Source organism: Paenibacillus terrae, from assembly GCF_000943545.1.
In the GTDB taxonomy this organism is placed as follows: Bacteria; Bacillota; Bacilli; order Paenibacillales; family Paenibacillaceae; genus Paenibacillus; species Paenibacillus terrae_A.
This window is the reverse complement of the sequence record NZ_JTHP01000013.1, coordinates 24067-50263: the sequence shown is the minus strand read 5'-3', so window position 1 is coordinate 50263 and position 26197 is coordinate 24067. Positions and strand designations below refer to the sequence as shown.

The window sequence follows — 26197 nt, the reverse complement described above, 5'->3', positions numbered from 1 at the left end:
CATAACTCAGATAGAAGGTCATCTTGTTTGTACAAACAAGATGACCTTCCACATGAACGAAAGTGTTATATATATAGATAAAGTTTTGGTTTGTAAAAAAGAGTAAAACATCATTAGATCAATCATCAAGATAGTTTCCTTACGCGTTTCACTAGCTAATCTATCTGTTATTTGGCTACAAACGTAAAAGTACACACTAAATAAAATTGAAAGGAGTACTTCTTATGGCACATGCTTCAACAACAATAAAAATTCCTGTCTCAGCTGATCAAGTATGGCAATTGATCGGGGGGTTTCATTCACTTCCTGGTTGGTTACCTTCTATATCTAGCAGTGAGCTAAGCGAAGGTGGACGCATACGTCATCTGACTGATGTTGATGGGGTGACGATTGTAGAGCGCCTCGAAGTATTTAATGACAAGGAACGTTTCTACACGTATTCGATATTGAAGTCATCATTCCCAGTCACCGATTATCAAGCTACTATCCAAGTACACGAGAGTGCTATCGGCAAATCATCATTGGTTGAGTGGTCTGGCAGCTTCACACCTGTAGGTATCAGTGACGAAGAAGCTGAGAATCTATTCCTTGAAATGTACGAAAATGGATTAAAAGCATTGGGACAAGCATTTGCGAATTAAGAACCTTGAACAGTACTAGGTCAATAAAAAAAATTATACACGGAATCCATTGGCTTAGCTTATAAAGGATTGGACGCGAAGATTGTCCTTATTGTCATGATAAATGACGTTATTGGGAACCAGTAGCTAGTTAAAGCGTGGAGCAAGATAATTTTATAAAAAAGATTTCTCATATCTGACATCAAGCAATCAAAACAGAAAACAGCTGAATTATATGAACAATAGTTTAAGATCCTGGATTGAGTAATTCCAGGATCTTACTATTAATAATTTGTAGTATTAGGAACTCAATAAGAGAGAATGTTAGTCACCACACATTTGGTTGTGTGAACGGATGGTAAATCATCTGGCAACCAGGATTGTCGACACAAATCCTGTACGAAGAAAGTTTGTGCTATCTCAGACAACGTCCTGAACCGCGAATTTCAACAACGCGTTCAATTGGAGAAATGGGGGACGGACATCACCTATTTACTTTTGGGGGAAAGTTTCTTTTACCTCTCTACGATCTATGATCTGTACAGTGAACGAAGTGGTTGACTACATTCGGTGCTCGTATGAACCTTTGTCTTGTGCTCGATACGATGAAGAAAGAGTTCAAAAAACGAATGAGGCGTGGAATCCTCCTGACACAGTGGACACGGCTTTCAGTATACGTTGAGGTCGTATTACCAGTTACTTCGCGTCATGGCATTCGGTTTAGTATGTAACGAAATGGAGTTGGTCACTAAAACGCTGTTATGGAAATTTCTTTAGCCATTTTCAAGAGCAATTCCTTTGGCTCCTGCGTTGCACCAGCCAGAAGCAACTCGTGGGAAAGTTCAGCGCTACATACACTTTTATAACCACCACAGATTCCAGCAAAAATTAAATAACCTTAGTCCGGTCGAGAACCGAACTAAGGCTGCTTAGGGTCTTTCTTGTAACTGTCTACTTGACAAGGGCAAATTCATTTTCAGTTAGTTTTTTTTGCATTACCACTCTTGACGTGTCGGTGAAACAATAACATCATTAATCAGCACATCAGAAGGCTGGTCGACAACGAATGCGATGGTTCTCGCAACATGTTCTACGTCGATGGCTACTTCCTTCAGATTGTCCAGAACGCCTTTCACGTCTTCATCCGTTACACTATCTTGCCAGTTTGTCGCAATGACACCAGGAGATACCAAGGATGCTTGAATACCGTATTTGACGGACATTTCTTTACGCAGGCTTTCTGTTATAGCTTTTACTGCGTATTTTGTGGAGCTGTATACGCCATGGCCTTCGCCAACAGCGTGTCCAGCAATGGAGCCAACATTGATGATCTGGCCTTTCCCTTGTTCTTTCATGTGCGGCAGAACTGCAGCAATACCGTATAGTGTACCTTTTAGGTTCAAGTCGATCATTTTTTCCCACTCATCAACTTTTGCATTATCCCACATAGAGAATAGCATCATACCGGCACAATTGATCAATGTATCCACTCGCCCGAATTTATTCAGTGTGACATCCATTAGAGCATGAACTTCTTCCTTAACCGTGACATCTGTTTTTTTATAAATGGCTGTGCCACCTTCATTTTGAATACGTTCTGCTACAATCTTTAGTCCATCTCCATCAATTGATGCCAGCACGACGGATGCGCCATTCTTCGCTAGGTGAATGGCAGTTGCCTTGCCAATTCCGCTTGAAGCTCCTGTAACGATTATTACCTTATCTGTGATATAAGACATATCTGGTACACCTCTTCATAATAAAATTAAATGCATGAATCATGCATTTAATTTAACATTGTTTTTTCATTTTGTCAATTTGTTTACTGTAAGGTAAATGCAATACCCTATTGGCAAAAAAATGATAAAAGTAGCCGTTTTTGCCGTACGATGAATGGTTCTGCCGATTTAAAAATCGATGATGTAATAAATAAAGTATCCCGAGACATTCTTTGAAATTGCTTAAAGGGAAATAAGATAATTGAAGTAAGTATGCAAATTGAAAAAGATAATGTTATTTCGGAATATATAAATATGCTTATAGTTTGATAAACGTTGACGAAGAAAACAAATTTGTTAGAATCCTGGATCAGTATAGAAAATTGACAAATGGAATTACCAATCGGCATTTTAAGTAATAGAGACTTAGTAATCTGGTAGGCGGTGAAAATTTTTTGAGGAAATCTATAAAGAATAATATTCCTCCAACAGGTATTGCACTTAAAACAACTATTAGCTATAAAGAATTGTTTGGAAGAATATTGGAGAGCTTCTACCAACAATTGCAAAGCTAATCGCTATCCACTATGCGACTAACGGTAATAGCAATATTGTCTTGAATCAAATTTTTGATAAAGCAAAGCATATCAACAATGAAGTGTATAAATTATAGGGTAATTCCAACCAGGATCTTTTTTTTAAAAAACAGGCGATTCCAGTCATCCCGAGTAAGAAGAATCGCCATGTTCGAGAGGATTATGATTGGGATCTCACAAGGAGTGGATTTCCTTTTTTAAAACACTGTGATCGTCTGGCGGACGCTATGGTAAATTGATGTGTACGTTCAAGGCTTTTTTGACGTTAGCTTCTATTATGAATATGAGTTCCTTGAATTGAAGACAAGTGCTAGTTCAAAAAATAAACTTTTTATTCAGGTGAACCAAATAATAGATCAGTACTCTTTTAAATGCTCAACCATCCGATGAAGTAAATCTCCTAACACAGTAATTTCATGATCATTGTAAATATGATAAGTTTGGTTATTAAAATTAATTCGTGAAGTATTCAATTGCTCATAAACGCGTTGTCCTTCATCCGTTAATTTCACAAGGGTTCGCCTTCTATCTTGTGGGTCTTGGAATAGAGCAACCAGATTAGATTGTTGCATACGATTGATCATACCTGTCATATTTTGTTTCGTTACGAGTGTTTCTTCTTTTAGTTCACCAATGGAGATATCCCCCTTTTTGGCGACTGCACTAAGAATAACCCATTGTTGTATGCTATTAAGTCCAACATCTGCAACCATCTTTGCTCCATCTTTGCTCAAAAGATTTGATATCCTTAAAAAATCTAAAGTGATTTCTGTTTTTACATCTTCCATATTGAACCTCCATCTCAGTCAAAGTCACTAAAGCACTTCTCGTATATATTGATCATATCTGTTGGCTAACTCATTATATTTTAATTCCAGAGAATTAATCAATATGTTGACTAATATTATTAAATCGCTTAAAGTAGTCAATATATTGACTAATAAAGGAGAGAGAACAACATGCAAGGAAAAGTAGCAATTGTAACAGGAGCAAGTCGAGGGATCGGTGCTGCTACGGCAAAAATATTGGCTGAACGTGGAGCAAAAGTAGTTGTGAATTATGCAAGAAATTCAACAGAAGCTAATAAAGTAGTGGCATCGATCCGGGAAAATGGCGGAGAAGCATTCGCAATACAAGCAGATGCTAGAGGTATGGAACAAATGAGTACGCTCGTGGAAGAAACCATTAAAAATTGTACCGTAGATATCCTCGTTCATAATGCTGGTATGAGCTTTGTTCAGAAATCTTTTGAAGATATGACATTCGATGAGTTTATTCAAAAAACTAATGATGAACTTCAGGCTGCTTTCGTCTCTACAAAGGTGGTACTGCCTTATATGAAGAAACAGAATTATGGAAAGTTGATTTATATATCAAGCGGTCTGAGTAATCACCCAGGACCTAATTTTATAGCACACGGAACATCAAAAGGAGCACTAAATAGTTTTGTTAAATATATTGCCCAAGAGCTGGGTAGCCAGGGAATTACAGCAAATGTTGTCTCCCCGGGATTGGTAGAAACAGATGCGACTACCTCTATGCCTGAAGGGTTTAAACACCAGCTAACGACCTCTCTCCCTCTTGGCCGAATTGGGTATCCTGAGGATATTGCAAAAGCAATTGCTTTTTATGCTAGTGATGATAGTGCTTATCTCACAGGAAGTTACCTGCCTGTGAGCGGTGGAGGCGAAATGTAATAACCCTTTTATATCCAGTTATCAATCGTACCCTATTTATTACACATTATTAGTTTCAATTGGTAAGGTCCGGTAAGTTATACTTCAAGCTACCGGGCCTGAGCTATAATTATCCGTGCTCTTTATAAAAGCAGCATGCGATTCACTATGTCAATTGGCGTGTAAAGCAAGGCTTTTTTGGGACAAAATACTGTACATTGGACATACTTATAACCGTTTTATGAATGTCCCTATCATTCGAAAACAAGCGATTCATTATTCGCCAGAGAGCGCATACGATGTTGGGATTCACGGCTCTTTCAATCGGGGAGAGATATGACGAATACATGTATATGGTTTGATACATACTGATTTTGCTATACTATTGGATATAGAATACTGAAGATAGAGTATACAGGTTAGAAGGGGGGGTATTATGGAGAGTCAAGCAAGGAAGCTTACTACCAGAGAACTGAAAGCGTTAAACACGAAAAAAAAGCTTTTTCAAGCTACGTTAGAACTGATGAAAAATAAAGGTTATGATAATTTTACGATTAGGGAAGTTTGCAAAATTGCCGGAACCTCCACGGGTAGTTTCTATAATTATTTTGATAGTAAAGAACAGCTTTTATCGTTCTATTATGAAATGGCTGGAGAGGATTTTGAGCAGCACGCTAAAATGTACACGGAGTTCCAGAATCCGATTGAGAAAATTATTTCCTTTTACGTTTGGTATGCCCGGTACACTACCGAGTTTGGATTGGACTTTTGCCGCTTGTTTTTCTCAAGTACGAATTCCTCTCTCAATACAGATCGTATCTATAACCGAGTCATGGAAATCACGTTGGAATACGTTCAAGAGGCAGTTGAGCAACAGCTCATCCATTTGGGCGAAAGATCTTGTGAAGAAACCACAAAGGACCTGTGTGTCGTGTTCAAAGGTGCCATTATGGATTGGTGTGTTCATGAAGGGAATTATGATCTACCTCAGTATGTTCAGCACTTGTTGTCCATTTTCATCAAAGGGTTATGATCAATTTCGAGAGTTTGAAGCATAGAATTGAATAGTGGTAATGTACCTAAGGAAAGCAGATCTGGAATGGATTCTGCTTTTTTTGGTGACCAAATATTTATCTCTAAGAAAAACGTGGGCAGTTCAGTATTGTTTAATGGAGTAAAAATTCCCCTTGAATAAAATGTTTTGTTGGAATATAATGAACATGTTCGATGAACATGTTCATTATATTCAGTGGATAAGAATGATTATTTTTTTATTTATTTTGTGAAATTAATCACATGGAAGAGGGTAATTCAATGAACTCCAGATTTGAATCGTTATTTCGTCCGATGTCGTTCCCGAATGGCATTGAAGTTTCGGGTCGCTTTGTCATGGCACCGATGGTTATCAATTCATCCAATGCAGATGGAACAGTTACCGATGCCGATATTGCATACTTCAAGCGTAGAGCTAAAACAGGGCAATTATTGATAACGGCTGCATGTTACAATGATATCATGGCCCAATGGCTTGACTATCAATATGGAATTTTCGACGACAAACATCTTCCAGGCATGACTGAAATGGCGCAAGCCATGAAGTCTGAAGGGGCAAAAGCCATAATGCAAGTGTACCATACGGGTCGTGAAGCATCGGTTACGCAGAGAGATTATGGAGTAGCCTATGGGCCAAGTACAATTAAATTCCCGTTTTTGGAATACGAAGTTACAGGAATGAGCGAACGAAAAATCCAAGACGTGATCGGATTCTTCGGCGATGCAACTCGTAGAGCAATCAAAGCTGGTTTTGATGGCCTGGAAATACATGGTGCTAACCATTACTTAATTCAACAGTTCTTTTCTACGACTTCCAATAAACGCACGGACAAATGGGGAGGGAGTCTTGAAAAGCGTTCTGCCTTTGCCCTTGCTATCTTTGACGAAGTCAAACGAGTTGCGCAAGAAGAGTCCGCAGAACCGTTTATTTTAGGCTACCGTATTTCACCTGAAGAAATTCATGGTTCAGATATTGGTTATACACTCGATGATTCTCTATATCTGATTGAACAGTTAGTTTCAAGAGGTGTAGATTATATCCATTCTTCGCTGTGGGGAGTAGATTCCTATAAGAATACAGCTGCAATGGGGGCTTATGAAAATCAATCGATAAACCAAGTGATCAAATCGGTTATTAACAAACGCTGTCCGCTCATTGTTGTTGGTGGGATCGGCTCAGCAGAGGCGGCTCTTGATGCTCTTGAATATGGAGATTTAGTTGCTATGGCTGCTGCAGCGATTGCAGAACCTGACTTAGCAGAAAAAATCCGTACTGATCGCGTAGATGAAATTACATTAAACATTACAGGCAGGATGGAAGAATTAAAAATCCCTTATGGTGTGAAAACGGTTCGATGGATACTGGAAAGTAGTGGGACTCTACCCCAAGAAACACTTGATGCTCTGGATACACTTAAACTTCCTGATCATTATGTTATGGCTTCCGATCAAAGAATATTTAGTTAATGACACGAAGAGTACAATGATTTCATTAATAATGTAACTTGTCATATAGAGGGGTCAAGACTTTGATAAAAACAAAGTCTTGATTTTTTTATTGTTCCATAGGTTGCATTCTTAACTAGTTTTGTCCTTCAGACTTCAAGTAAAGGAATACCGGTTTAGAGTTAAATCAGCATGGAGCTGATCAAGCGGGGCTTAGCCCAAAGGCTAGTGGGATAGCCTTTTTTTAAAATGCAGCTCACTATCTAAACTGCATCGTAATACCGTTTTGTTCTGGATTAAACAATTAAACGTTGGTATGTTCTCCGGATGGGCGGTATGCTAAATTTTTAAAATTAATAACTTCGATGTTCGAAAAGGTACAATTGAAATAAAGGCTTGACAGTAGCCATAAGTTCTTTTTTATTATATACATACACATGTTTCTAAATTCAGAAGGAATAATAATGTCAATAATTCTAAATGAAATGTTGAAAGGAGAAATAAGATAACATGAAAGTATTAATTGTTGTCGCCCATCCTAGGAACGATTCTCTTACCATGAATATAACCAATAATAATTTACACATAATTCTTGACGCTACCAAATAATATCTCATTGTATATTATAGAAAAAGTACGTTTATCCTGATAACGTATTTATTCTTTATTTATTTTTTATAATATTCTTTGCCCCACATGCCCATGTAATGTAGTATCGGAATAAAACTTTGCCCTCGATTAATAGTCTGCTGTTCATGAAGGATTTCGTCACACAAAAAGGATGGGCAAAGCATTAATAAAAGACGATAATGCAAACTTCAGACTACTGAGACTGGATATGATCTCCTTTAATAAACTGTAGGTAATATCCACGGATTTTCAGCATGGCCTTGTATTCCGAGAACGGCATTAGCGACAATCTAAGCTCGCCCACCAGAATACCGTAGAGTCCAAAAGGCTCCCGCCATTAGTATACAATTCCTGTTTCTACAGCAGCTTATCTGATCACTAGTGTTCTGGTGATGAAAACCGTCTGTCCAATCTTTTTTGAATCCAGGTGCCGGCTTCCCTCAAAATTTCATAGGCAATCTTCCGCAGCAAAAGGAACTCCTTAACGATGGACGGCTATGCAGATGAGCTGGTTGGTAGGCAACATCTCTTGGTGGAAGGTAGAGATAGCAAAAAAGAAGGATGGAGCAAGCAGGGCAATAAAAAGGCCAGTAAAATGCTTGGGGAAAAGTTCGCCCTGATTTTCGTCTTCAAAGAGAATGAGTTTCAGAAATCAATGGATCAAGCAAAACTTTCATATTTTAAAGTTCTTGATAGTGAGCAGATGAAAATGGTACAGCTAAGGTTAAAAACGAGTTGATCGAAAAATATGTTGTTGAATATGTGAAAGAATTAATTTGTTAAGCCGCTGATCTGAACAAATCGAGACCAGTGGCTTTTTAATATGAAAAAACGAGGGGAAATCGGTTACCGATACAAGTTCTTGTCCTCCGACACCCGACAACTGCACATCTACATAAAGTTACCAACCAAAGAAAACCTTATTTTATAAGGTTATTTAGATTGTTTAGAAACCCCGTCTTTTTGAGACGTGGGTTTCTTGACGATCTGGACGGACACCATTTGGTGGCGTTTTGGCTCTTTAGTACTCGAAGGAGTTGGGGGAACCGCTTCGGCTCTAGGGTTTCGTCTTATCTGACGTTGCATACGACAGATTTCTGATACGTACATGGCGGTACCTCTAAACGTAGCAGTTTTGCTAACTCCCCGTCGCCAGATTTCCTTCGGGTCAGTCTGTTGGTCTTCTTTTGTCTTTCTCAGTCGAAGACAAGTCAGCGCATCCCATATTACAGTGCGGCTAGGACTTCTTCATCGTCTTAGTTGTCCCTGTTCTCAAGTATTGTTTTGATTAAATCATCTGTTGCTCCAACACAATTGTTTCTTGTATACCAAATAAAATCCCTGTCACTCGAACATACATATCTCCGAGAGTCGCTAGCGGTATAGCTGTTCATGATTGCGATAGCTTCACGTGAAAGGTGCTGAGTTGGCAATTTTTCTTCGAATCTTCCGAGCAACAGGACATTCTTGCTTAGAGGAACAGTAACTTCAAAATTATCTGTTAATGATTGAGCTAATTTATCTAATTTTATGGTGAAAAAGGACAGTTTATTTTTATAACAAGAAGTAAGACAAACATTATATAAAGGGAAATTACCTTTACTCGGTTACAATAAAGTTTTGATATACACATTTTTACCTATAGGACAATTTAATATCTAACCTAAATAGCCCCGATGAAAAGTTCTCTATTTCGGGGCTATTTTTACTTTATGTGTAGCAGGTGAAATGGCTACCGGTTTCCAGAAAAATGCTATACTCATTCAAATCTCATCCTGCTATTTGGAGAATGCATCTTCGGTATCCAGGCGAAACTTGTGTTTAACTTACGGAGATATTCAGAAAATTAACAGGCCTGTTTTTTAGATTGTAATTGTTAAATTGGGGCGAAATGATACCCATCAGTTTTTTATTTTGTTGATTAATTTCTGAGAAATATTAAATTGAAATCATATGTCTATTTCGTTTTCTATATGAGTATACTGATCACAAAATAAAAAGGAGGAGATTAAGATTAATTATAAAGATATATATAATTTACATATCCAGCTTCTTGATGTATATGAGAGGAATCAACAGAATCGCCATCCTTATCAAACGGATATTAATTTTTATAAACGACAGCTTAACTTTTTTAGTGAGAATATCGTACAAAAGATTTTTGTTTTAAACCAACTAATTTGCTTTCTATCAATAAGGAGAGAAAATAATAAAAAATATGACTTTAATCACATAATGTTCACGAATGATGTCTAAATATAGCCCTATTGAGCCTGTTTGTTTAGCTTCATTAACTTTTATAGTTAACATCATAAGAGGAGGGATACGATGAAGAATTGTTGTATTTTACTTTGGTAGCGTGCTTGCTTTCTGTAATGATGGGATGTGGATCTAATGGAAATAGCGATCAAGAAGAAAATCACAATAACCACGAAAATCACGGAAAATAAAAAAAACGAACAATGTTATTAAAGGAGCTGACAGATGGTAAGAAATCAGATACTTAGCCGTATGTTTTGGCGCTGGTTTTTTTATTGCTCCACTGATTATTACTTTATCCATAAGTGGAATAGCCTATCTTTTCAAAGGGGAAATTGAAGACGTTATATACAAAGATCTTTATTTCGCTCAAACCAGTCAGACACAGCAGTTAACCCAATCAGAAGCAGTTCATAACTGAAACTACATTTAATGGGTTTAAGACTACTAAAATTAGCTATTTTGCAGGTTCTGACCGTAATACACGTCTTACCATGTACAATGCTGATTCTGATAAGGAAAAGTATGTTTATTTGGATCGAATAAACCAAATAGTCGGTAGCCAGGATACAAATGTTCATTTTGCCAATGTGACTCGAAATCTTCACAGTTCACTGATGGTCGGTGGGACTGTCGTGAATTACCTAGTGGAATTGGCTGCATGTTGGGCCATATTTCTTATCATCTCTGGAATCTATAGGGGATGGGGGAACCTTCGAAGATCAGATACCAAGCGACAAAAATTAAAAAATAGACATACAATTACTGGAATGATTGCTGCAATACCACTACTATTTCTTATTGGATCTGGCTTGCCTTGGTCTGCATTTATGGGTAATCAAATATACAATTTAGCTACTTCGCAGCAATCCCTAGGCTATCCACCTATTTACTCGAGCCCACTGCAATCTAAAGTGGAGAATAAGGATTTACCGTGGGCTACTCGCCAGGAACATCCGCCTCAGTCACAAAAAGAGGGGAGAAGCTTAAGCGTTGACGAAATGGAAAAGGTTATATCCAGCGAACGCATATCTTCTCCATACGTTCTTCGGTTGCCTAAGAATTCTTCGGAAGTATATACAGTATCAAAGTCCTCCGGTTCAGGAATTACGGGTCAGGATGTGCATCCCAGAGATGAAATGACCGCCTATTTTGACCAGTATAGTGGACGTTTGATCTCTAAAATAGATTTTAATGACTATGGTATTTTAGCGAAATGGTTCTCCTATGGAATTCCCCTTCATGAAGGTCATTTATTTGGCTGGCCTAATCAAATCCTGTGTCTTCTCACAACACTGTCTTTACTGCTGCTGATTTATTGGGGAGTCAGAATGTGGTGGATTCGTCGTCCCAAAGGTAAATGGGGGGCACCATCAGCACCCAAACCAAGCAAAGAGATGATCAGTTTTATAGGGATTATGATAGTGCTTGGTATCATTATGCCTTTGTTGGGGATGTCGCTGATCATTATTGGAATTTTGGAAGGATTACGAGCTGTGGTTTCTCCAAAACGTATAAGCTCTAGTATGTAAAGGGGAGAGTATGGATATGGGATTTATAAAAATAAAAATTGTGCTTGCATGCTTCTTGTCACTTACTATCTTAGGAGGATGTGGGACAGCTTCTCAAAACCAAAGTCAAAAGACCGATCAGTCCCAAGCCATGAGTAATACAGCCGGTATAGATGCTCTTACATTTAAGGATCAGACAGATGCTGAGGTAACATTACCCAAGAAGCCTGAACGAATCGTGATTCTCAACAATGAATTGACACAGCTTTTCTATCAGGTGGGAGGAAAGGCAGTAGGCATAGCGACATCGGCGGGTGTGGATATTCCTGAAGAAGCAAAGGGTGTACAACAGGTGGGTGAAATTAATCATGTCAGTATGGAAAAATTACTGAGCTTAAAGCCGGATTTGGTCATTGGGAATCCTTTTTTTCATCAACAGCTAGCCCCATCTTTCAAGGATGCGCATATTCCTTTTGCCATGTTAACGGTGAAATCAATAGAGGATATTCGACGTAATGCAGCGTTGTTGGGACAGATTATAGGAAAAGAAGACCAAGCCCAAAACTCCATTTCGAAAATGGACAGCCAACTTTCGGCACTTACCAAATCATTACCTGACCAGCAGCCCACGTATGCAATCATCACCTTAATGGCGAATAATATATCGCTACAAAAAGATTCGAGTATTGCACTGGATATCGCCAATGCGCTTCATATGAGGAATATAGCAGAAACACTGCCTGCAGGTAAAATGCCTAGTTCTGTACCTTTCAGTATGGAGACCTTGGCGAGTATGAATCCAGACTTTCTATTTATAGTTGTACATGGGTCAGATGAGGATGGGCAGCGGATGATCCGATCTCAACTGGAGAGTAATCCTGCGTGGAAATCCTTACAAGCTGTAAGTTCTGGACAACTTCATATTCTTCCGCCCTCAATGTTCGTTACGACTCCGGGTTTGAACATTAGTGAATCCCTGGAGTATATGCGTACACTCGTATATCCTTCTACAGCTCATGCAAAACCATGAGTCGGGGTGGTCAAGAACCAAGACGAGGCGTATAACGCTGTTGATAGTTCTGTTTATTCTTGCAGGCTCTAGTATTGTGCTCAGTCTGATGTTTGGCGCCGTCAAGGTTGGATTTTCCGAGGTTACCTCCATTGTGACAGGAAACCATCAGGCCCCATCTCATTCGATAATATGGAATATTCGTCTGCCCAGAGTATTGATCGCTGGGCTCGTGGGAATGGGGATGGCTCTATCCGGTACTATTCTTCAGGGCGTGCTACGTAATCCGATGGCTGATCCACATGTGATTGGGGTATCATCAGGTGCAGGTCTGATGGGTGTTGGCATCATCCTGGTCTATCCCGAACATCGGGAATGGCTTGTTCCAGCAGCTTTTGTCGGAGCCGTTAGTGCCGGTACTATGATTTATCGCTTAGCATGGAAGAACGGAGTGTCCTCCGTGCGCCTTATTTTGGCTGGGGTAGCCGTATCTGCTTTTCTAAACTCAGGTATTTCAGGCTTGTTGACCTTTTACAGCGACCGGGTCGAGGGAGCACTTTCCTTTATGGTAGGTAGTCTGTCAGCCAAAAGCTGGCCTGACGTTCAACAACTATTTCCTTATACGGTCATTGGAGCTGTCATCGCCTTGCTTAGTGGACGTTGGCTCAATGTATTGTTACTGGGAGATGGAATAGCAAAATCACTGGGATTAAGAGTAGAGGGGCTGAGACTGTTCATGATCAGTCTTGCCTCAGTACTGGCTGCGAGTGCCGTTAGTGTGGTCGGTCTACTTGGTTTTGTAGGTCTTATTGTGCCTCATCTCACCAGAATTTTAGTCGGTAATAATTATCGGATAGTGCTACCCTGTGCAGCGCTTATAGGAATCATCGTTCTCGAAACGGCTGACTTGCTCTCAAGGATGATATTTGCGCCTGTGGAATTGCCCGTAGGAATTGTGATGGGAATTATGGGGGCACCCATCTTTTTGTACTTACTGCGTAGCAAGAGAACGATGTCATAGTAAATAAAAAATAATTACGATAAATAGAGGGAGAAGTATGAATAAACACAAAGCTGTTCAAACACTATGTATGTTACTGGTCTTTCTATTACTAGCTGCATGTTCCAGCCCCCAAAAGGAACAGACTGCTCCAAAGAAGAAGTTGACCTTTCTTTTTAACTTTGCTAGTCAGACCATAGATCCCAGTCTCGATTATACTCCACTTCGTGCAGGTGTCGTCGAGACGTTGGTTAAGTTGGATGAAAGTCTTCAAATTAAGCCTTGGCTTGCCACAAAATGGTCCAGTAATGACAGTCAGAACTGGAATTTTCAAATTCGAGAAGGGGTAACCTTTCAAAATGGAAAATCATTAACGGGCGAAACCGTGAAAGAATCCTTGATGCGTTCCATGGAGCTGAATCCAGGAGTCCGACAGGTACTGAAAATCAAATCAATGGAAGCATCGGGCCAAACCCTGCGTGTAGTAACAGAAGAACCGTTTCCTCAGTTTCCATCTGAACTCGTTCACCCCAATACTGCGATCTCAGATCCCACGACAAAAGAACAAGATCAAAAGCCAATTGGTACAGGCCCTTTTCAGGTGGAGTCTTTCACAGCAGGAACATCGCTGAGTCTTGTTCGGTACAATGGATACTGGAATGGACCTGCCAAGCTAGACCAAGCTGTTTTTGCTTTTAATGAGGATGCCAATGCAAGATTATCGGCTATTTTGTCGGGGGACGCTGATATCGTATACAGGCCTCCTGTTGAGAGTATGGAAAAAATGAAGAGTAACCCTCGGCTTGCATTAGATTCTGTAGTGAGCTTACGCACACATGAGTTGATTTTCAACACGGAGAAACCACTATTCCAGAACATATATTTCCGTAAGGCTTTTAATGCCATGGTGAACCGTGAGGAATTGAAGGATTCCATTATGGGGGGGCAAGCAACACTTGCTAACGGTCCTTTTTTACCTAATTTCCCATTCGTACCAAACTACCCGACACGAGTGACGGGAACAGCAGAGGCGCTCAAGTTGTTTCAGAAGGCAGGACTTCAAGTAGAGAATGGAAAAGTGACACAGGCAGGGAAACCGCTAACCCTAAAGCTGGTCACGTATGCATCAAGAGCTGAGTTCCCGATTTTTTCACAAGCTCTTCAATCAGAAGTCAGTCAGTTGGGTATCCGTATTCAAATTGAACAAATTGAAAATTATGAAGATTACCTCATGAAAAACTCGGATTGGGATTTGGGAATGTACAGTCCACTGATAGCGCCTCGTGGTGATGCCAGCTACTTTCTGAATGTTTCTTTTTTACCGGACGGCTCGCTTAACTATGGGAAAATTAAGGATAAGACGATGGAAAAAATGATTGATCAGTTAGATCAGACTGTGGATTCTTCTAAACGAAATGAGTTAATTTCTCAAGCACTCAACAGAATCAATCAGCAAACGTACTACGCTTATCTGGTTCATCCAAACAATCTGGTTGTGTACAAAAATAGTGTGAAAAATTGGGTTACTAGCAAAAGTGAATATTATATGCTTACCAATCAGCTGGATGTAGAATCAAAATGATGATTAAGCTAGGAAGAAGGCTTTTTGAGTTTGTTCTGTTTATATTTCTGTTGTCTCTCATCAGCTTCTGTGGAATTAAGCTTGCTCCTGGAGACGCGGTAAGACAACTGCTCCGAGTCGATGATGTGGCTGTTACAAACGAGCAATTAGAAATACAAAGGGAACTCATGGGTTTGGATAAGCCTGTTCTGGTTCAATATGTAGACTGGCTCTCCAGATTCATTCGTCTGGATTTCGGAAATTCCTATATGACTCACCAGCCTGTAACCCCAGAAATATTGACGAGGATGCCAAACACGTTCCTTCTTACCTGTACATCCATACTCGTTTTAATGGGAGTTGCCTTACCTCTTGGAATGTATTCAGCTCTACATCCGCAGCAATGGATTGACCGAGTAAGTCGAGTATTGGCGATTATGGGTGCCTCGATTCCTAGTTTCTGGTTGGGGCTTTTGCTTATTGAGGGCTTTTCCGTGCAGTGGCCATTGTTTCCTTCTATGGGCACGGGCACGTTCTTGCATCTTGTCCTGCCCTCGCTGACGCTGGGACTGACCATGGCTGCGGTGTATGTTCGTCTAATTCGCTCCAGCTTACTGCAAAGTTTAACGCAGGATTTTGTTCTGGGTGCGCGCTCCAGAGGTGTTTCTAGAGCACGCATCTTTTTCTTTCACGTATGTCGGCATAGTCTCACTCCCATCATTACGATGTTTGGGATCAGTGTAGGAAGTCTGCTTGGGGGGAGCGTAGTTGTTGAAACCATATTCGCCTATCCGGGGTTAGGGAAATTCGTGATTGAAGCTATTCACAATCGAGACTATCCGGTGATTCAAGGATATATTGTGTTTATGGGCGCCATTATTATGCTCATCCATATGCTAACGGATGTCATGGTGGGGTACATTAATCCTGAAATTCGATTGAGGGAGGGAAGGCCATGAACAAAGCCCGATTTCTGGTTGTCTTCTTCTTTGGGATGTTAATGGTGCTTGTTGTTCTCCCTGAATTTATGCATCAAGATCCGTTAATGGTTAATTTGAAGCAAAAGCTACAGCCCCCAAGTGTTGATCATCTGCTGGGTACGGATGGTCTTGGAAGAGATCTGATGTCTCGTTTGGTATACGGTGGCAGAAATACGGTCGGAACGAGCTTAGTAATTTTAATACTATCGCTAGGAGTCGGTATCCCAGTTGGAATATTTGCGGGATATGCTGGTGGAGTCATGGATCGCATTTTTATGCGCGTCTCTGATTCTTTTCTTGCTTTTCCTGACTATATTACAGCTATTATATTAACAGGATTACTGGGTCCAGGTGTGACCAACCTGATGATTGCCATTGTTGCCGTGAAGTGGATTGCCTATGCAAGGTTAGTGAGGGCTAGCTTGATGGCTGAAAAAGACAAAGATTATATTCACAGCGCTCGATTAAGCGGGGTACCGTCTGTACATTTGGTGGTTAAGCATTTGATGCCTGCAGCCTTGAGTCAACTGATCGTCGTGGCAACTTTGGATATTGGTAAAATCATTTTGATGATTGCTGCTCTCTCTTATATAGGCTTAGGACTGCAACCACCAACTCCCGAATGGGGAGCGATGTTAAATGAGGGTAGAGCCTATTTTCACAACGCTCCATTAGCGATGGTTATTCCTGGTGTTGCGATTATGGTATTCGTCCTCTTATCCAATTTAATGGGGGACGAACTACAGGACGGCCTGCAGCGGGGACAAAAGGGGAAACGAAATCATGACCATTCTTGAAATAAAAGGACTAACTTTAGCATCCGAACAAGGCTATATTGTGCGGAATTTTGAGCTTTCTGTGGGTGTAGGAATGTGTCATGCCCTGATTGGAGAAAGCGGCAGTGGAAAAAGCATGACATCACTGGCTATAGGTGATCTTCTTCCTTCATCGGTACGTATCTCAGCGGGGGATATACGATTCTTAGGACGTTCGTTGCTGTCCTTATCTACAGTGCAAAGAGAACGCCTTCGAGGCAAAGAGATCGCTTATATATTGCAGGAATATGCAGGGGCTTTAACTCCTTTTATCCCTATTGGTAAGCAATTGGACGAGACGTTGAGAGCTCATAGTGTGTTAGATCGTAAACTTCGAAAAGAATGTATTCTACAGGCTCTCGAATACACACGCTTACCCGATCATATGTATGACCGCTATCCATTTCAACTTAGTGGGGGGCAAATGCAAAGGGTATCTCTTGCGGCAGCCCTCATGCTGAAACCGAAATTATTCATAATGGATGAGCCCACGACGGCACTAGATCGGACAAATGCAATTGAAATTCTACGTATCATATCCAATCTAAAAGAACAGACCAGTTGCGGTATCTTATTGATTTCTCATGACCTGAGAAACGTAAAACGGTATGCGGATGACGTGACTGTGATTAAAGAGGGCCAACTCGTAGAGTCTGGACCGACTCAGCGAATATTAAGCGCCCCGGCACAAGCCTATACCAAGCGACTGCTTGCAGCGGTTCCTTCTCTAAGGATAAGGCCCTCTTAAACATGTTGTGCAAAAGGCGGTGACACCTACATGAACAATACTTTGGTGGCTCAGAACATTGAAAAGTATTATTCTGGCAAAGAAAAAGTACTTCATCAGGTATCCATAACAATTCGCTCTGGAGAAAGTGTAGGTCTTATTGGAGAAAGTGGATGTGGTAAAAGCACACTAGCACGTTGTCTGCTACTTACACAGAATATTGATTCCGGTTCTATTGTGTACCAAGGTACTCCTGTACGAGCGACTGATCGCAGTTCATTCAAGAAATATAAAGGAAGTATACAGGCAGTATTCCAGAATCCCACGGCCGCGCTTAACCCACGAATTCACTTGTTAAATTCGCTCATGGAGCCCCTAGACCATTTGAATAGAAGGGGATGGTTTTATATTAAGAAAAACCAACATCAGAGAAAGGAAGTAGCGGCCCAGTTGCTTGAACTCGTGGGTCTGGGCCCTGACCTCATGAACAGATATCCCCATGAACTAAGTGGAGGGCAAAAACAGCGACTGTGCATTGCTAGAGCTATAAGCGTCGAACCCAATCTAATTATTATGGATGAACCAACCTCCAATCTTGATGCTTTAATCCAGTCAGAAATCCTCGATTTGTTGAGAGCTCTGCAGAAAAGGTTGGATTTTTCTTATTTGTTTATTTCTCACGATCTCCCTGTAGTTCAGCAAATGTGTGATAGAATTCTAGTGATGCGAAAAGGCCAGATAGTTGATGAATATATGAAAGAAGAGTTATTTGACACAATGAGGCATCCATATACACAGCAATTAGCCAAATGGTATGATTGATTGGGCTAAAGGAGAAGATCATGAACTATAGACAAATCAAGTGGTTTATTTTAATCGTACCTACGATTACAGTAGGACTTTGGGAGTATATCAGACATCAATTTCTACTCCCGTATATTTCTATGAGTGTTGGTAATTATCTGACTCCTGTACTCGTATTTCTGGTAAGTATTACACTCTTGAGCCAACTGTTTTCCATGTTAGAAAAAATTCAACGTGAGTTGGAACGTGAACGGACTGCAAAAGTAGCTTTGGAGGCAAGGGAGCAGCTAGCCAAGGAACTGCATGATGGCATTGCGCAAACTCTCTTTCTGTTATCCGTTAAAGTAGACCGTTTGGAGTTCGATCAAAATCAAGAAATATATGATAAAGAATTATATAAAATTCGCAAAGCTGTGCATGAAGTGAATCATTATGTCCGGCAATCCATAGCCAATTTAAAATACACCTCGTCTGACGAGGGAACTATTTCAGTGAACGAGTCCTTAGAAGAACATATCAAACAGATTGCCAACGAGGTACTTATTGAAATGAAGGTGGATTGGAGCATTCAGGATCACATCCTGAGCACCAAGGAAAAAGCGGAACTGTTGGCTTGTATACGTGAAGCAGTTGTCAATATCCAAAAGCATGCCTTTGCTACGACAGGCTGGATTAACGGATGGGCAGACACAAAGGGATGGACCGTGAAAATTGAAGACAACGGAAGAGGACTTCCTGAGCAGACAGAGAATCTTAAAAATTCATACGGGATTGCTATTATGAAAGAACGAGCGGCGGATATGGGCTGGAAATTGACGTTGCATTCGGATAAGCATACGAAAGTGATCTTAAGAAAAGGGGGAGAATGATATGCTTACACGTGTACTTGTCGTTGATGATCATGATCATGCAAGAGAAGCTGTATGTGATATCATTTCCATGAGTAGTAAATTTGAAGTGGTTGGAGCCGTTAGTAGCGGTCAACAAGCTATCGAATTTACTACACAATGGATGCCAGATTTAATTTTGATGGATATACGTATGCCGGGCATGGACGGTCTGGAAACGACCCAACGCATCAAACTTAAATTTCCTTATGTAAAGATTGTAATGATTACGGTGTCTGATGATATGTACGACCTACTTGAAGCTCTAAAAAGAGGGGCCCAGGGCTATCTGTTGAAAAATTTACATCCTTCGACTTGGATTGAATATCTGGAGACGATCGTCAATGAAGAAGCCCCACTCAGCAGAGAACTTGCTTTTCAAATATTGAAAGATTTTTCAATGTCTCCTCAAAAAAACAATGCAGAGGTTCTGACATCCAGAGAAAAGGAAATATTGAATGGAGTAGCTTCGGGCTATACCAATAAGGAGGTGGCCAACAGTCTTACCATCTCAGAGCATACGGTTAAAAACCATTTGAAAAATATATTGCAAAAGTTGCATCTTCAAAATCGTGTGCAGCTTACAAGATATGCGCTTGAGAGAGGATTAGTTAAAGGAGAAAAGCGGTTAATGGAGTGATATTTAAATTAGCATACAGCCTTCCATCCGACCAGATTTGTCCAGCAGATCGGGTCATTTTGATATTACAAATTCATGGGGGTCCTCATGATTATTTAAGCTATGAGATGCAGAACTCTGCGCCGTTCTTATAGCATAGAGATGAATAGGATTCAATTTGTAATTAAAATCTATAGATAAACGAAGTGCCCAACAGACTTTATTCTGTTGGGCACTTCGTTTATGTTTTCGTCCGATCGCAATTCCAGGATGCCTAATATTTCGGGTATCATACGGCGGTAATGACTCCCATAAGAAAACCGAATAATGGTGTGGATTTTTTTCGTATGCTGACCCTGTGTGTTTGAATTTTTTTATCAAATTCCGTAACGTTTGTTCATTAACGACCGGGAAAATGACATCACGACTTATTCCGTCCGGATTATTGACTGCTGATTATATCAAGTTGAATAGAATGCCGTACTTGTTGCTTACCTTACGTAAGTCACTCGGAAATTCCAATTCGCCTTTTCGCTCTGCCCGTACTCCTATCCGAGGACGATTAGAATAAGCAGATCGATCAAATTGTCCGTGATCTCATGCTACTTTGCCAGAAGAATGCGGCTAATAATGTGTCGAGAGCGTGAATAACATATTTATCCATTTATTTTGCGGATGGTGTCAGTTTCGCTGGTACCACCCCTTCTAAAAGAAATAGTCTATTATTATATTTTACAGTTTTTGTTGCTTTCTCATTATGTATGAGCAATATGTTCCTCAATACGTTATGACTTTTAGAGAGGTAAGCTAGGGCACACGGAAGAACCTTTGATACAAAGAGCATGTAGCAAGAAGAGCCACGATCCATATACTATTTTGAATTTGACTCAAGTATGAGCTATACAGCTGTTATTTGAGTCATTTTTTATTTGTGGTTCATCAAGTAAGTGATGTAGCTAGAATTCCACGTTTTCTCAAATAAATACAGGTATTATTTGTGAATATTAATGTATAAACAATCAAATAATTGTTTGATTATTAATATATTGAGGTGTAAACTATAATCAAACGATGGTTTGATTAAGAATTAAGGTGGTGTGAGTCATGACGAATAATGAAAAAAAGATGGATACGTGTGAGATTTATTGTTATGACGAAAAAAAGGTAAACCGTGTAAAACAGCGTGTTGAGCAGGTTGAAACGCAAACCATAACTCAAATATTTAAAGCGCTAGCTGATGATACAAGGCTTAAGATCGTATTCTGCTTATGTGAAGAAGGAGAGCTTTGCGTATGTGATGTAGCAAATATTATCGGTTGCTCGATGGCTTCTGCTTCGCATCACTTAAGATTGTTAAGAAATATGAATCTTGCCAATTATCGAAAAGAGGGAAAATTGGTTTTTTACTCTTTACAGGATGAACACCTTAAGCAGTTGATTAAACTTGCTTTTCAGCAGAAGGAAGAGGTTGAGGTCTAATGGAGAACAAAAATGAAGGATCGATAGACACTTTCAAGGACGATGGTAGCTCGGTGAACTCTGTAGAGAAGGATAACTGTTGCACAGATGAATCTTGCACTAATTCACCGAAGCCAAAGTTTAAGAAGGAATTATCCTTGTCAATCAAGCAAGTTCCTAAAGCTGATGTTAAGGATAGCTGCTGCTCTATGGACGATTCTGCTGGAGATACCTGTTGTCAACCATCGTCGGTGTCAGTAGTTAAGGATTGTTGCACAGACGAATCGTGCACCTCACATCATGAATCCATTGAGGCAGTCTCAGACTCTCAAAACACGCAAGGGCTGGAATTTCGTATTGGAGGTATGGATTGCCCCTCTTGTGCAGAGACGATTGAAAAAAGTATTCGAAAAATCAACGGAGTACAATCGGTTCGTGTTAACTACAGCACAGCGAAATTGCAAACTAAAGTTGAGGATACCGAAATCTCTGAGCAGATTGAGAAGCAAGTTCAAAAGCTTGGATTTTTAATTGAATCTTTAGTTTCTGCCGATATGCAGGTCTTTAATGTAGAGGGAATGGACTGCGCAGCATGTGCCGTCAGTATTGAGAAGCACTTGTTGAAACGGTCGGATGTAGAGCAGGTTAGCGTAAATTTTTCAACCGGTAAAATGAAGATTGCGCATCAAGCGAATGTGAATACGATCATTAGAGAAGTCGAAAAAGCCGGTTATAAGGCTATTCCCGTTTCACAGGGGAAACCTTCCCTACAACCGAAGTCATTTTTTGACGGGTTGCTGTTGACCTCTTTATCAGGATTGACTCTTCTCCTGGGATTTGTCCTCTCCCTAGTGGATATTCCTTCTATCCTTCCTACAATCCTGTATGCGGCATCCATTATTTTAGGTGGGTATAAACCAGCGAAAAGTGCTTTTTATGCTGTGAAAAGCGGATCGCTAGATATGAACGTATTAATGTCAGCAGCAGCGATTGGAGCGGCTTTAATTGGACAGTGGCTAGAGGGAGCAACGGTTGTGTTTTTATTCGCTGTAGGGAATGCATTGCAAAATAAATCCATTGAACGCACTCGAAACTCCATTCGTGGTTTGATGGATTTTGCTCCGTCCGAAGCCTGGATTAAAGAAGAAGGGCAATGGGTTAAGAAAGCTGCAGAAGAAGTCTCTGTAGGTCAAATAATGATGGTAAAACCCGGGGAGAAGATTCCGCTGGACGGTGAAGTGCTTTCCGGTGATTCCAGTGTAAATCAAGCCCCTATTACCGGCGAGTCCTTGCCCGTGGATAAAGTACCTGGTGATCCTGTATATGCAGGCACAGTTAATCAGAATGGTTCGCTTGAAATCAAAGTCACTAAAATCGTAAAGGATACGGCCATTGCACGAATCATTCATCTGGTCGAAGAAGCGCAAGAACAGAAATCACCTACACAAGCTTTTGTGGACCGTTTTGCTAAAGTCTACACGCCGATTGTATTTGTTTTGGCTGTATTGATTGCCATCGTTCCACCCCTGGCAGGATGGGGAACATGGTCGGATTGGTTTTACAAAGCACTGGAATTACTTGTTGTTGCCTGTCCTTGTGCGCTTGTAATCTCAACGCCGGTAGCTATTGTATCTGCGATTGGTAACGCAGCCCGCAATGGAATTCTGATTAAAGGCGGAGCGTTTCTAGAAATTGCCGGAGCCTTGCAGGTCATCGCTTTTGATAAAACAGGAACCTTAACGGAAGGGAATCCGCAAGTCACTACAATTTTGCCTGTAGAGGCTCAGGAACCAGAAATTCTAGCCATCGCTCTTACCATAGAGGAACAATCTATGCATCCCATTGCTAAGGCGATCACCGAATATGCAAAAGGGGAAAATGCAGAGAACCGTGTAGGTTCTGCTTTCAAGGCCATTCCGGGTAAAGGTGCGCAAGCTCATATTCAAGGTGAAGAGTATTATGCGGGGAACTTGAGGCTTTTTCAGGAGATAGGGGTTGACGTTACACGGATCAGAAAAAAGGTAGAAGAACTGCAACAACAAGGGAATTCTATCGTTATCATTGGGTCAAAAGAGAAAATTCTAGGTGTAATCGCAGTCGCTGATACCATCAGAAAAGCAACCGTAATTGCTTTGCAGCAATTAAAAACGGTAGGGATCGAAAAATCGGTTATGCTTACAGGTGATAATAAAGGAACGGCTAAGCAAGTTGCAGCTTCTGCAGGTGTAGATGATTACATGGCAGATTTAATGCCAGAAGATAAAGTCTCGGCCATTAAGCAACTGCAAGCTGGAGGAAAAGTTGTTGCTATGGTTGGAGATGGTATTAATGACGCGCCTGCGTTAGCTTCGGCGAATTTAGGGATTGCCATGGGCGGTGCTGGAACCGATGCGGCGATAGAAACCGCAGATATTATTTTGATGGCGGACAATCTGGAGAAACTCCCCCACACGGTTAAGTTAAGCCGAAAAGCACTGATAATCATAAAGCAAAACATTTGGTTTTCCCTGATTGTAAAGGTTGTTGCTTTGGCCTTTATTTTCCCCGGCTGGCTTACGCTATGGATCGCCGTACTCAGTGACACTGGCGCAGCATTGATAGTGATAATGAATAGCCTTCGATTATTAAATACTAAGGATTGATCAACATCTGATCCTTATGTGGAGGGGACATATGAATAATAAATGGAATATATCATTTACAAGATAGGAGTTCCCTTTTATGACCGCCTTTTCAATGCAGGCTCTTTTCTAAGAGCAAGGAAAAGAGTTTTCGAAGAACTTTCGTTAAGGCAAGGTCAACACATTTTGTTCGTTGGGGTCGGCACAGGTGCCGACCTGAATTTCTTTCAGGTACCCGAAATTAAAATAACTGCCATTGATATTTCTTCTGCTATGCTTGCTCAGGCTAAAACCAAAGCGAATTCTGAAATGGACATTAACTTTATTGAAATGGATGTGCAAAAATTGGAGTTTCCTGAGCAAACATTTGATATCGTTGTGGCAAATCTTATTCTTTCTGTTGTTCCTGATGCCAATCAATGTATGGGTGAAATCATTAAGGTGACCAAAGAAAAGGGGATCATATTAATTTTTGATAAGTTTGAATCTAATAATGGTAAGCCACCTTTATTTAGAAAAATTCTCCGTCCTTTTATTTCTCTTCTGGGTACAGATATAGGACGGAATTCCCAAAACATTTTGGAACCGTACATTGACAAGTTGCAAATAAGGCAGAATACACCTGTTCTTTTCAAGGGAATGTATAGGAAAATTGTAATGGAGAGATTAAAATAGCTAATCCAATTTTACCGACAAGACCCTGAATGGAATATTGTGAGGAGCTAATTCCTGTATGTGGCAAGTGATATCGATGTTCCTATGTCGTAGGGAATTGGCGGCAATCCCGTACACAATCTGGGACTACTCTTTTCTAAGTCGCCGCTTGTAAATACGCCACCGAATCGAAACGCAGCTGCACGAAGGACATTTAATAGATCAAAATATAATTCTTGCTCTGCTTTTTAATTTATCATTCTTTATCCACTGGAGAGCTAAAGGCAAGATAGTGGAACCATGGTAATGAGCTTGCGTTCTTAATAAATCCTGAAATAACAATCTGTGTATTTAGAATATAGAGTAATAGGCTGAAGTCTCATCAAATAGACTTTTGTTATCCAAATTATATCTTCTTCCTCGTATCTGAGATGAGCTAGTTAATTGTAAATTACTTGTGTTGATGAAAGAATCACGCCCTGTTGTGCCAACTGCAACTTTCATTCTTAACTGTTGTGTTTGGACTAATTGGAGCAGAGCATTATAAACCAATAAAAGTTTATTGTCTTCCCATTCAAGGCCTTTACAATGGACGATTGTCATTGCTTTCTCAAGTGTACATCTCCGAATGTTTAACAGAAAAGAACCCCATTTAATTAAGTCGATTGACTTGACCTCGGTAGTAAAATCACATTTGCTAAATCCGATCCGTTCCCCATAAGAAATTTTTAATATGATAACCCATTTTTGTTTTGATTGATCTATTTTATAGAGAACAGGTGTGTTGCTATGAAAGGCAAAAAGCTCTATCAGCGAAATATGATTTTGGCCCATTAGTGTGCCTCCTCTGAATTCATGAGATGAAGATCAACAGGATGATTAATTTTTTTCACTTTTCTAAAATCCAATAGCTTGGTTTGATTCTCGCAAACTCTGTCATGTTCAGCTATTTTTTCATACCAGAGTGCTGCGAAGCATCGGTATTCAGGACTTATCTCATTTTATTCATTTTGTTTTCAATTCCGTCTCCCCCAAAATTTCTGTTTGCACAGAAAAAAACCGCAAACAGAGGAGGACCTCTGCTGCGGTTTGCGGAACAGACTTAAATAAGCCTGATGCAAAGACATAGCGGATCAAGGGTCTCTCTCTATGCGCTTACGAGGTTAGCTGTCGGATTCGGACGGTGAGAGTCGCCCTACCTTGGAAAAATTACCCTTGGATTCACCCCATGGCTTGCTGCCGTTGGTTCCCCCGCTTCCCATAGTATTGGGAATTCAGCGTTTGAAATAAAGCACAGACTTAAATTAATACGAATGATACACCTTGAAAATATTTTTTGCAAACAGGGAAAATGGACTGTATTTTCGAAAAAAAGTTGAAAATCATTTGAAATTCGTACTTAACCAGCCAGAGAAAGATGTTTATATTATTTTATGCGGCTATCCTTCCACTGAGAAAGCTAGGACAGATATCAGGATTTTGAGGGTTCTTTAAGGATGTTATTACATAAGAACGGATCTTAATGCAATCTTAATGCTGTAGGCAAATTCGTA

The 26197-nt window shown here is 40.2% G+C and carries 21 protein-coding genes, 1 pseudogene and 1 riboswitch; of the genes and pseudogenes, 18 read left to right on the top strand and 4 right to left on the bottom strand.

Annotation, left to right across the window (positions count from 1 at the left end):
* Positions 1 to 224: 224 nt before the first annotated feature.
* Entirely contained in the window at positions 225 to 641 is a 417-nt protein-coding gene (locus QD47_RS09010; protein WP_044645814.1) for an SRPBCC family protein, read from the top strand.
* 777 nt (positions 642 to 1418) lie between these two features.
* Positions 1419 to 1553, top strand: coding sequence for an IS3 family transposase (locus QD47_RS34075; RefSeq protein ID WP_161797162.1), 135 nt, complete (start codon positions 1419 to 1421; stop codon positions 1551 to 1553).
* A 62-nt stretch (positions 1554 to 1615) separates the two neighbouring features.
* Here the strand turns inward: QD47_RS34075 and QD47_RS09005 are convergent, their stop codons facing one another.
* Both QD47_RS09005 and QD47_RS09000 read right to left on the bottom strand, forming a co-directional pair.
* Complete coding sequence (locus QD47_RS09005) at positions 1616 to 2359, bottom strand: SDR family oxidoreductase (protein WP_044645813.1); 744 nt, start codon at positions 2357 to 2359, stop codon at positions 1616 to 1618.
* 931 nt (positions 2360 to 3290) lie between these two features.
* Positions 3291 to 3722 (bottom strand): MarR family winged helix-turn-helix transcriptional regulator, encoded by a 432-nt coding sequence (locus QD47_RS09000; RefSeq protein WP_044645812.1) that lies wholly within the window; start codon positions 3720 to 3722, stop codon positions 3291 to 3293.
* Positions 3723 to 3893: 171 nt separating this feature from the next.
* On the opposite strand from QD47_RS09000, the gene QD47_RS08995 reads away from it, so the two are divergent.
* The 3 genes from QD47_RS08995 to QD47_RS08985 all read left to right on the top strand — a co-directional run bounded on the left by QD47_RS08995 (position 3894) and on the right by QD47_RS08985 (position 7130).
* Entirely contained in the window at positions 3894 to 4631 is a 738-nt protein-coding gene (locus QD47_RS08995) for an SDR family NAD(P)-dependent oxidoreductase (protein ID WP_044645811.1), read from the top strand.
* A 415-nt stretch (positions 4632 to 5046) separates the two neighbouring features.
* Entirely contained in the window at positions 5047 to 5643 is a 597-nt protein-coding gene (locus tag QD47_RS08990) for a TetR/AcrR family transcriptional regulator (RefSeq protein ID WP_044645810.1), read from the top strand.
* A gap of 281 nt (positions 5644 to 5924) precedes the next feature.
* Positions 5925 to 7130 carry an NADH-dependent flavin oxidoreductase gene (locus tag QD47_RS08985; RefSeq protein WP_044645809.1) on the top strand — a complete coding sequence of 402 codons (1206 nt, stop codon included), beginning with the start codon at positions 5925 to 5927 and terminating at the stop codon, positions 7128 to 7130.
* A gap of 1090 nt (positions 7131 to 8220) precedes the next feature.
* Here the strand turns inward: QD47_RS08985 and QD47_RS33005 are convergent.
* A complete protein-coding gene (locus QD47_RS33005) occupies positions 8221 to 8286 on the bottom strand; it encodes a spore germination protein (protein WP_235332221.1) in 66 nt (21 codons plus the stop codon).
* Positions 8287 to 10223: 1937 nt separating this feature from the next.
* On the opposite strand from QD47_RS33005, the pseudogene QD47_RS08975 reads away from it, so the two are divergent.
* From QD47_RS08975 to QD47_RS08915, 13 genes and pseudogenes are all read left to right on the top strand, one after another.
* Positions 10224 to 11530 (top strand): annotated as a pseudogene (locus QD47_RS08975) (PepSY-associated TM helix domain-containing protein).
* A gap of 16 nt (positions 11531 to 11546) precedes the next feature.
* Positions 11547 to 12539 carry an ABC transporter substrate-binding protein gene (locus QD47_RS08970; protein WP_052646736.1) on the top strand — a complete coding sequence of 331 codons (993 nt, stop codon included), beginning with the start codon at positions 11547 to 11549 and terminating at the stop codon, positions 12537 to 12539.
* A 40-nt stretch (positions 12540 to 12579) separates the two neighbouring features.
* Positions 12580 to 13539, top strand: a complete 960-nt coding sequence (locus tag QD47_RS08965; protein ID WP_235332217.1) for a FecCD family ABC transporter permease — start codon at positions 12580 to 12582, stop codon at positions 13537 to 13539.
* A 37-nt stretch (positions 13540 to 13576) separates the two neighbouring features.
* The gene (gene nikA / locus QD47_RS08960; protein ID WP_044645806.1) at positions 13577 to 15100 is read left to right on the top strand and encodes a nickel ABC transporter substrate-binding protein; all 1524 of its coding nucleotides are present in this window, start codon (positions 13577 to 13579) and stop codon (positions 15098 to 15100) included.
* Entirely contained in the window at positions 15097 to 16038 is a 942-nt protein-coding gene (gene nikB, locus QD47_RS08955) for a nickel ABC transporter permease (protein WP_082067135.1), read from the top strand. Before nikA ends, nikB begins: the two co-directional genes overlap by 4 nt.
* On the top strand, positions 16035 to 16856 hold the full coding sequence (nikC, locus tag QD47_RS08950; RefSeq protein ID WP_044645805.1) for a nickel transporter permease: 822 nt from the start codon (positions 16035 to 16037) through the stop codon (positions 16854 to 16856). Before nikB ends, nikC begins: the two co-directional genes overlap by 4 nt.
* Complete coding sequence (locus tag QD47_RS08945) at positions 16843 to 17622, top strand: ATP-binding cassette domain-containing protein (RefSeq protein WP_044645804.1); 780 nt, start codon at positions 16843 to 16845, stop codon at positions 17620 to 17622. Before nikC ends, QD47_RS08945 begins: the two co-directional genes overlap by 14 nt.
* A gap of 30 nt (positions 17623 to 17652) precedes the next feature.
* Positions 17653 to 18423 (top strand): ABC transporter ATP-binding protein, encoded by a 771-nt coding sequence (locus QD47_RS08940; protein WP_044645803.1) that lies wholly within the window; start codon positions 17653 to 17655, stop codon positions 18421 to 18423.
* Between the two features lie 20 nt (positions 18424 to 18443).
* Entirely contained in the window at positions 18444 to 19274 is an 831-nt protein-coding gene (locus QD47_RS08935) for a sensor histidine kinase (RefSeq protein WP_044645802.1), read from the top strand.
* A 1-nt stretch (position 19275) separates the two neighbouring features.
* Positions 19276 to 19932, top strand: a complete 657-nt coding sequence (locus QD47_RS08930) for a response regulator (protein ID WP_044645801.1) — start codon at positions 19276 to 19278, stop codon at positions 19930 to 19932.
* Between the two features lie 1083 nt (positions 19933 to 21015).
* Entirely contained in the window at positions 21016 to 21390 is a 375-nt protein-coding gene (locus QD47_RS08925) for an ArsR/SmtB family transcription factor (protein ID WP_044645800.1), read from the top strand.
* Between the two features lie 188 nt (positions 21391 to 21578).
* Complete coding sequence (locus QD47_RS08920) at positions 21579 to 24011, top strand: heavy metal translocating P-type ATPase (RefSeq protein ID WP_044645855.1); 2433 nt, start codon at positions 21579 to 21581, stop codon at positions 24009 to 24011.
* 42 nt (positions 24012 to 24053) lie between these two features.
* The gene (locus QD47_RS08915) at positions 24054 to 24665 is read left to right on the top strand and encodes a class I SAM-dependent methyltransferase (RefSeq protein ID WP_327204665.1); all 612 of its coding nucleotides are present in this window, start codon (positions 24054 to 24056) and stop codon (positions 24663 to 24665) included.
* A gap of 330 nt (positions 24666 to 24995) precedes the next feature.
* Here the strand turns inward: QD47_RS08915 and QD47_RS08910 are convergent, their stop codons facing one another.
* A complete protein-coding gene (locus tag QD47_RS08910; RefSeq protein ID WP_044645799.1) occupies positions 24996 to 25478 on the bottom strand; it encodes a hypothetical protein in 483 nt (160 codons plus the stop codon).
* 304 nt (positions 25479 to 25782) lie between these two features.
* A riboswitch (cyclic di-AMP (ydaO/yuaA leader) is annotated at positions 25783 to 25934 on the bottom strand.
* Between the last annotated feature and the right edge of the window lie 263 nt (positions 25935 to 26197).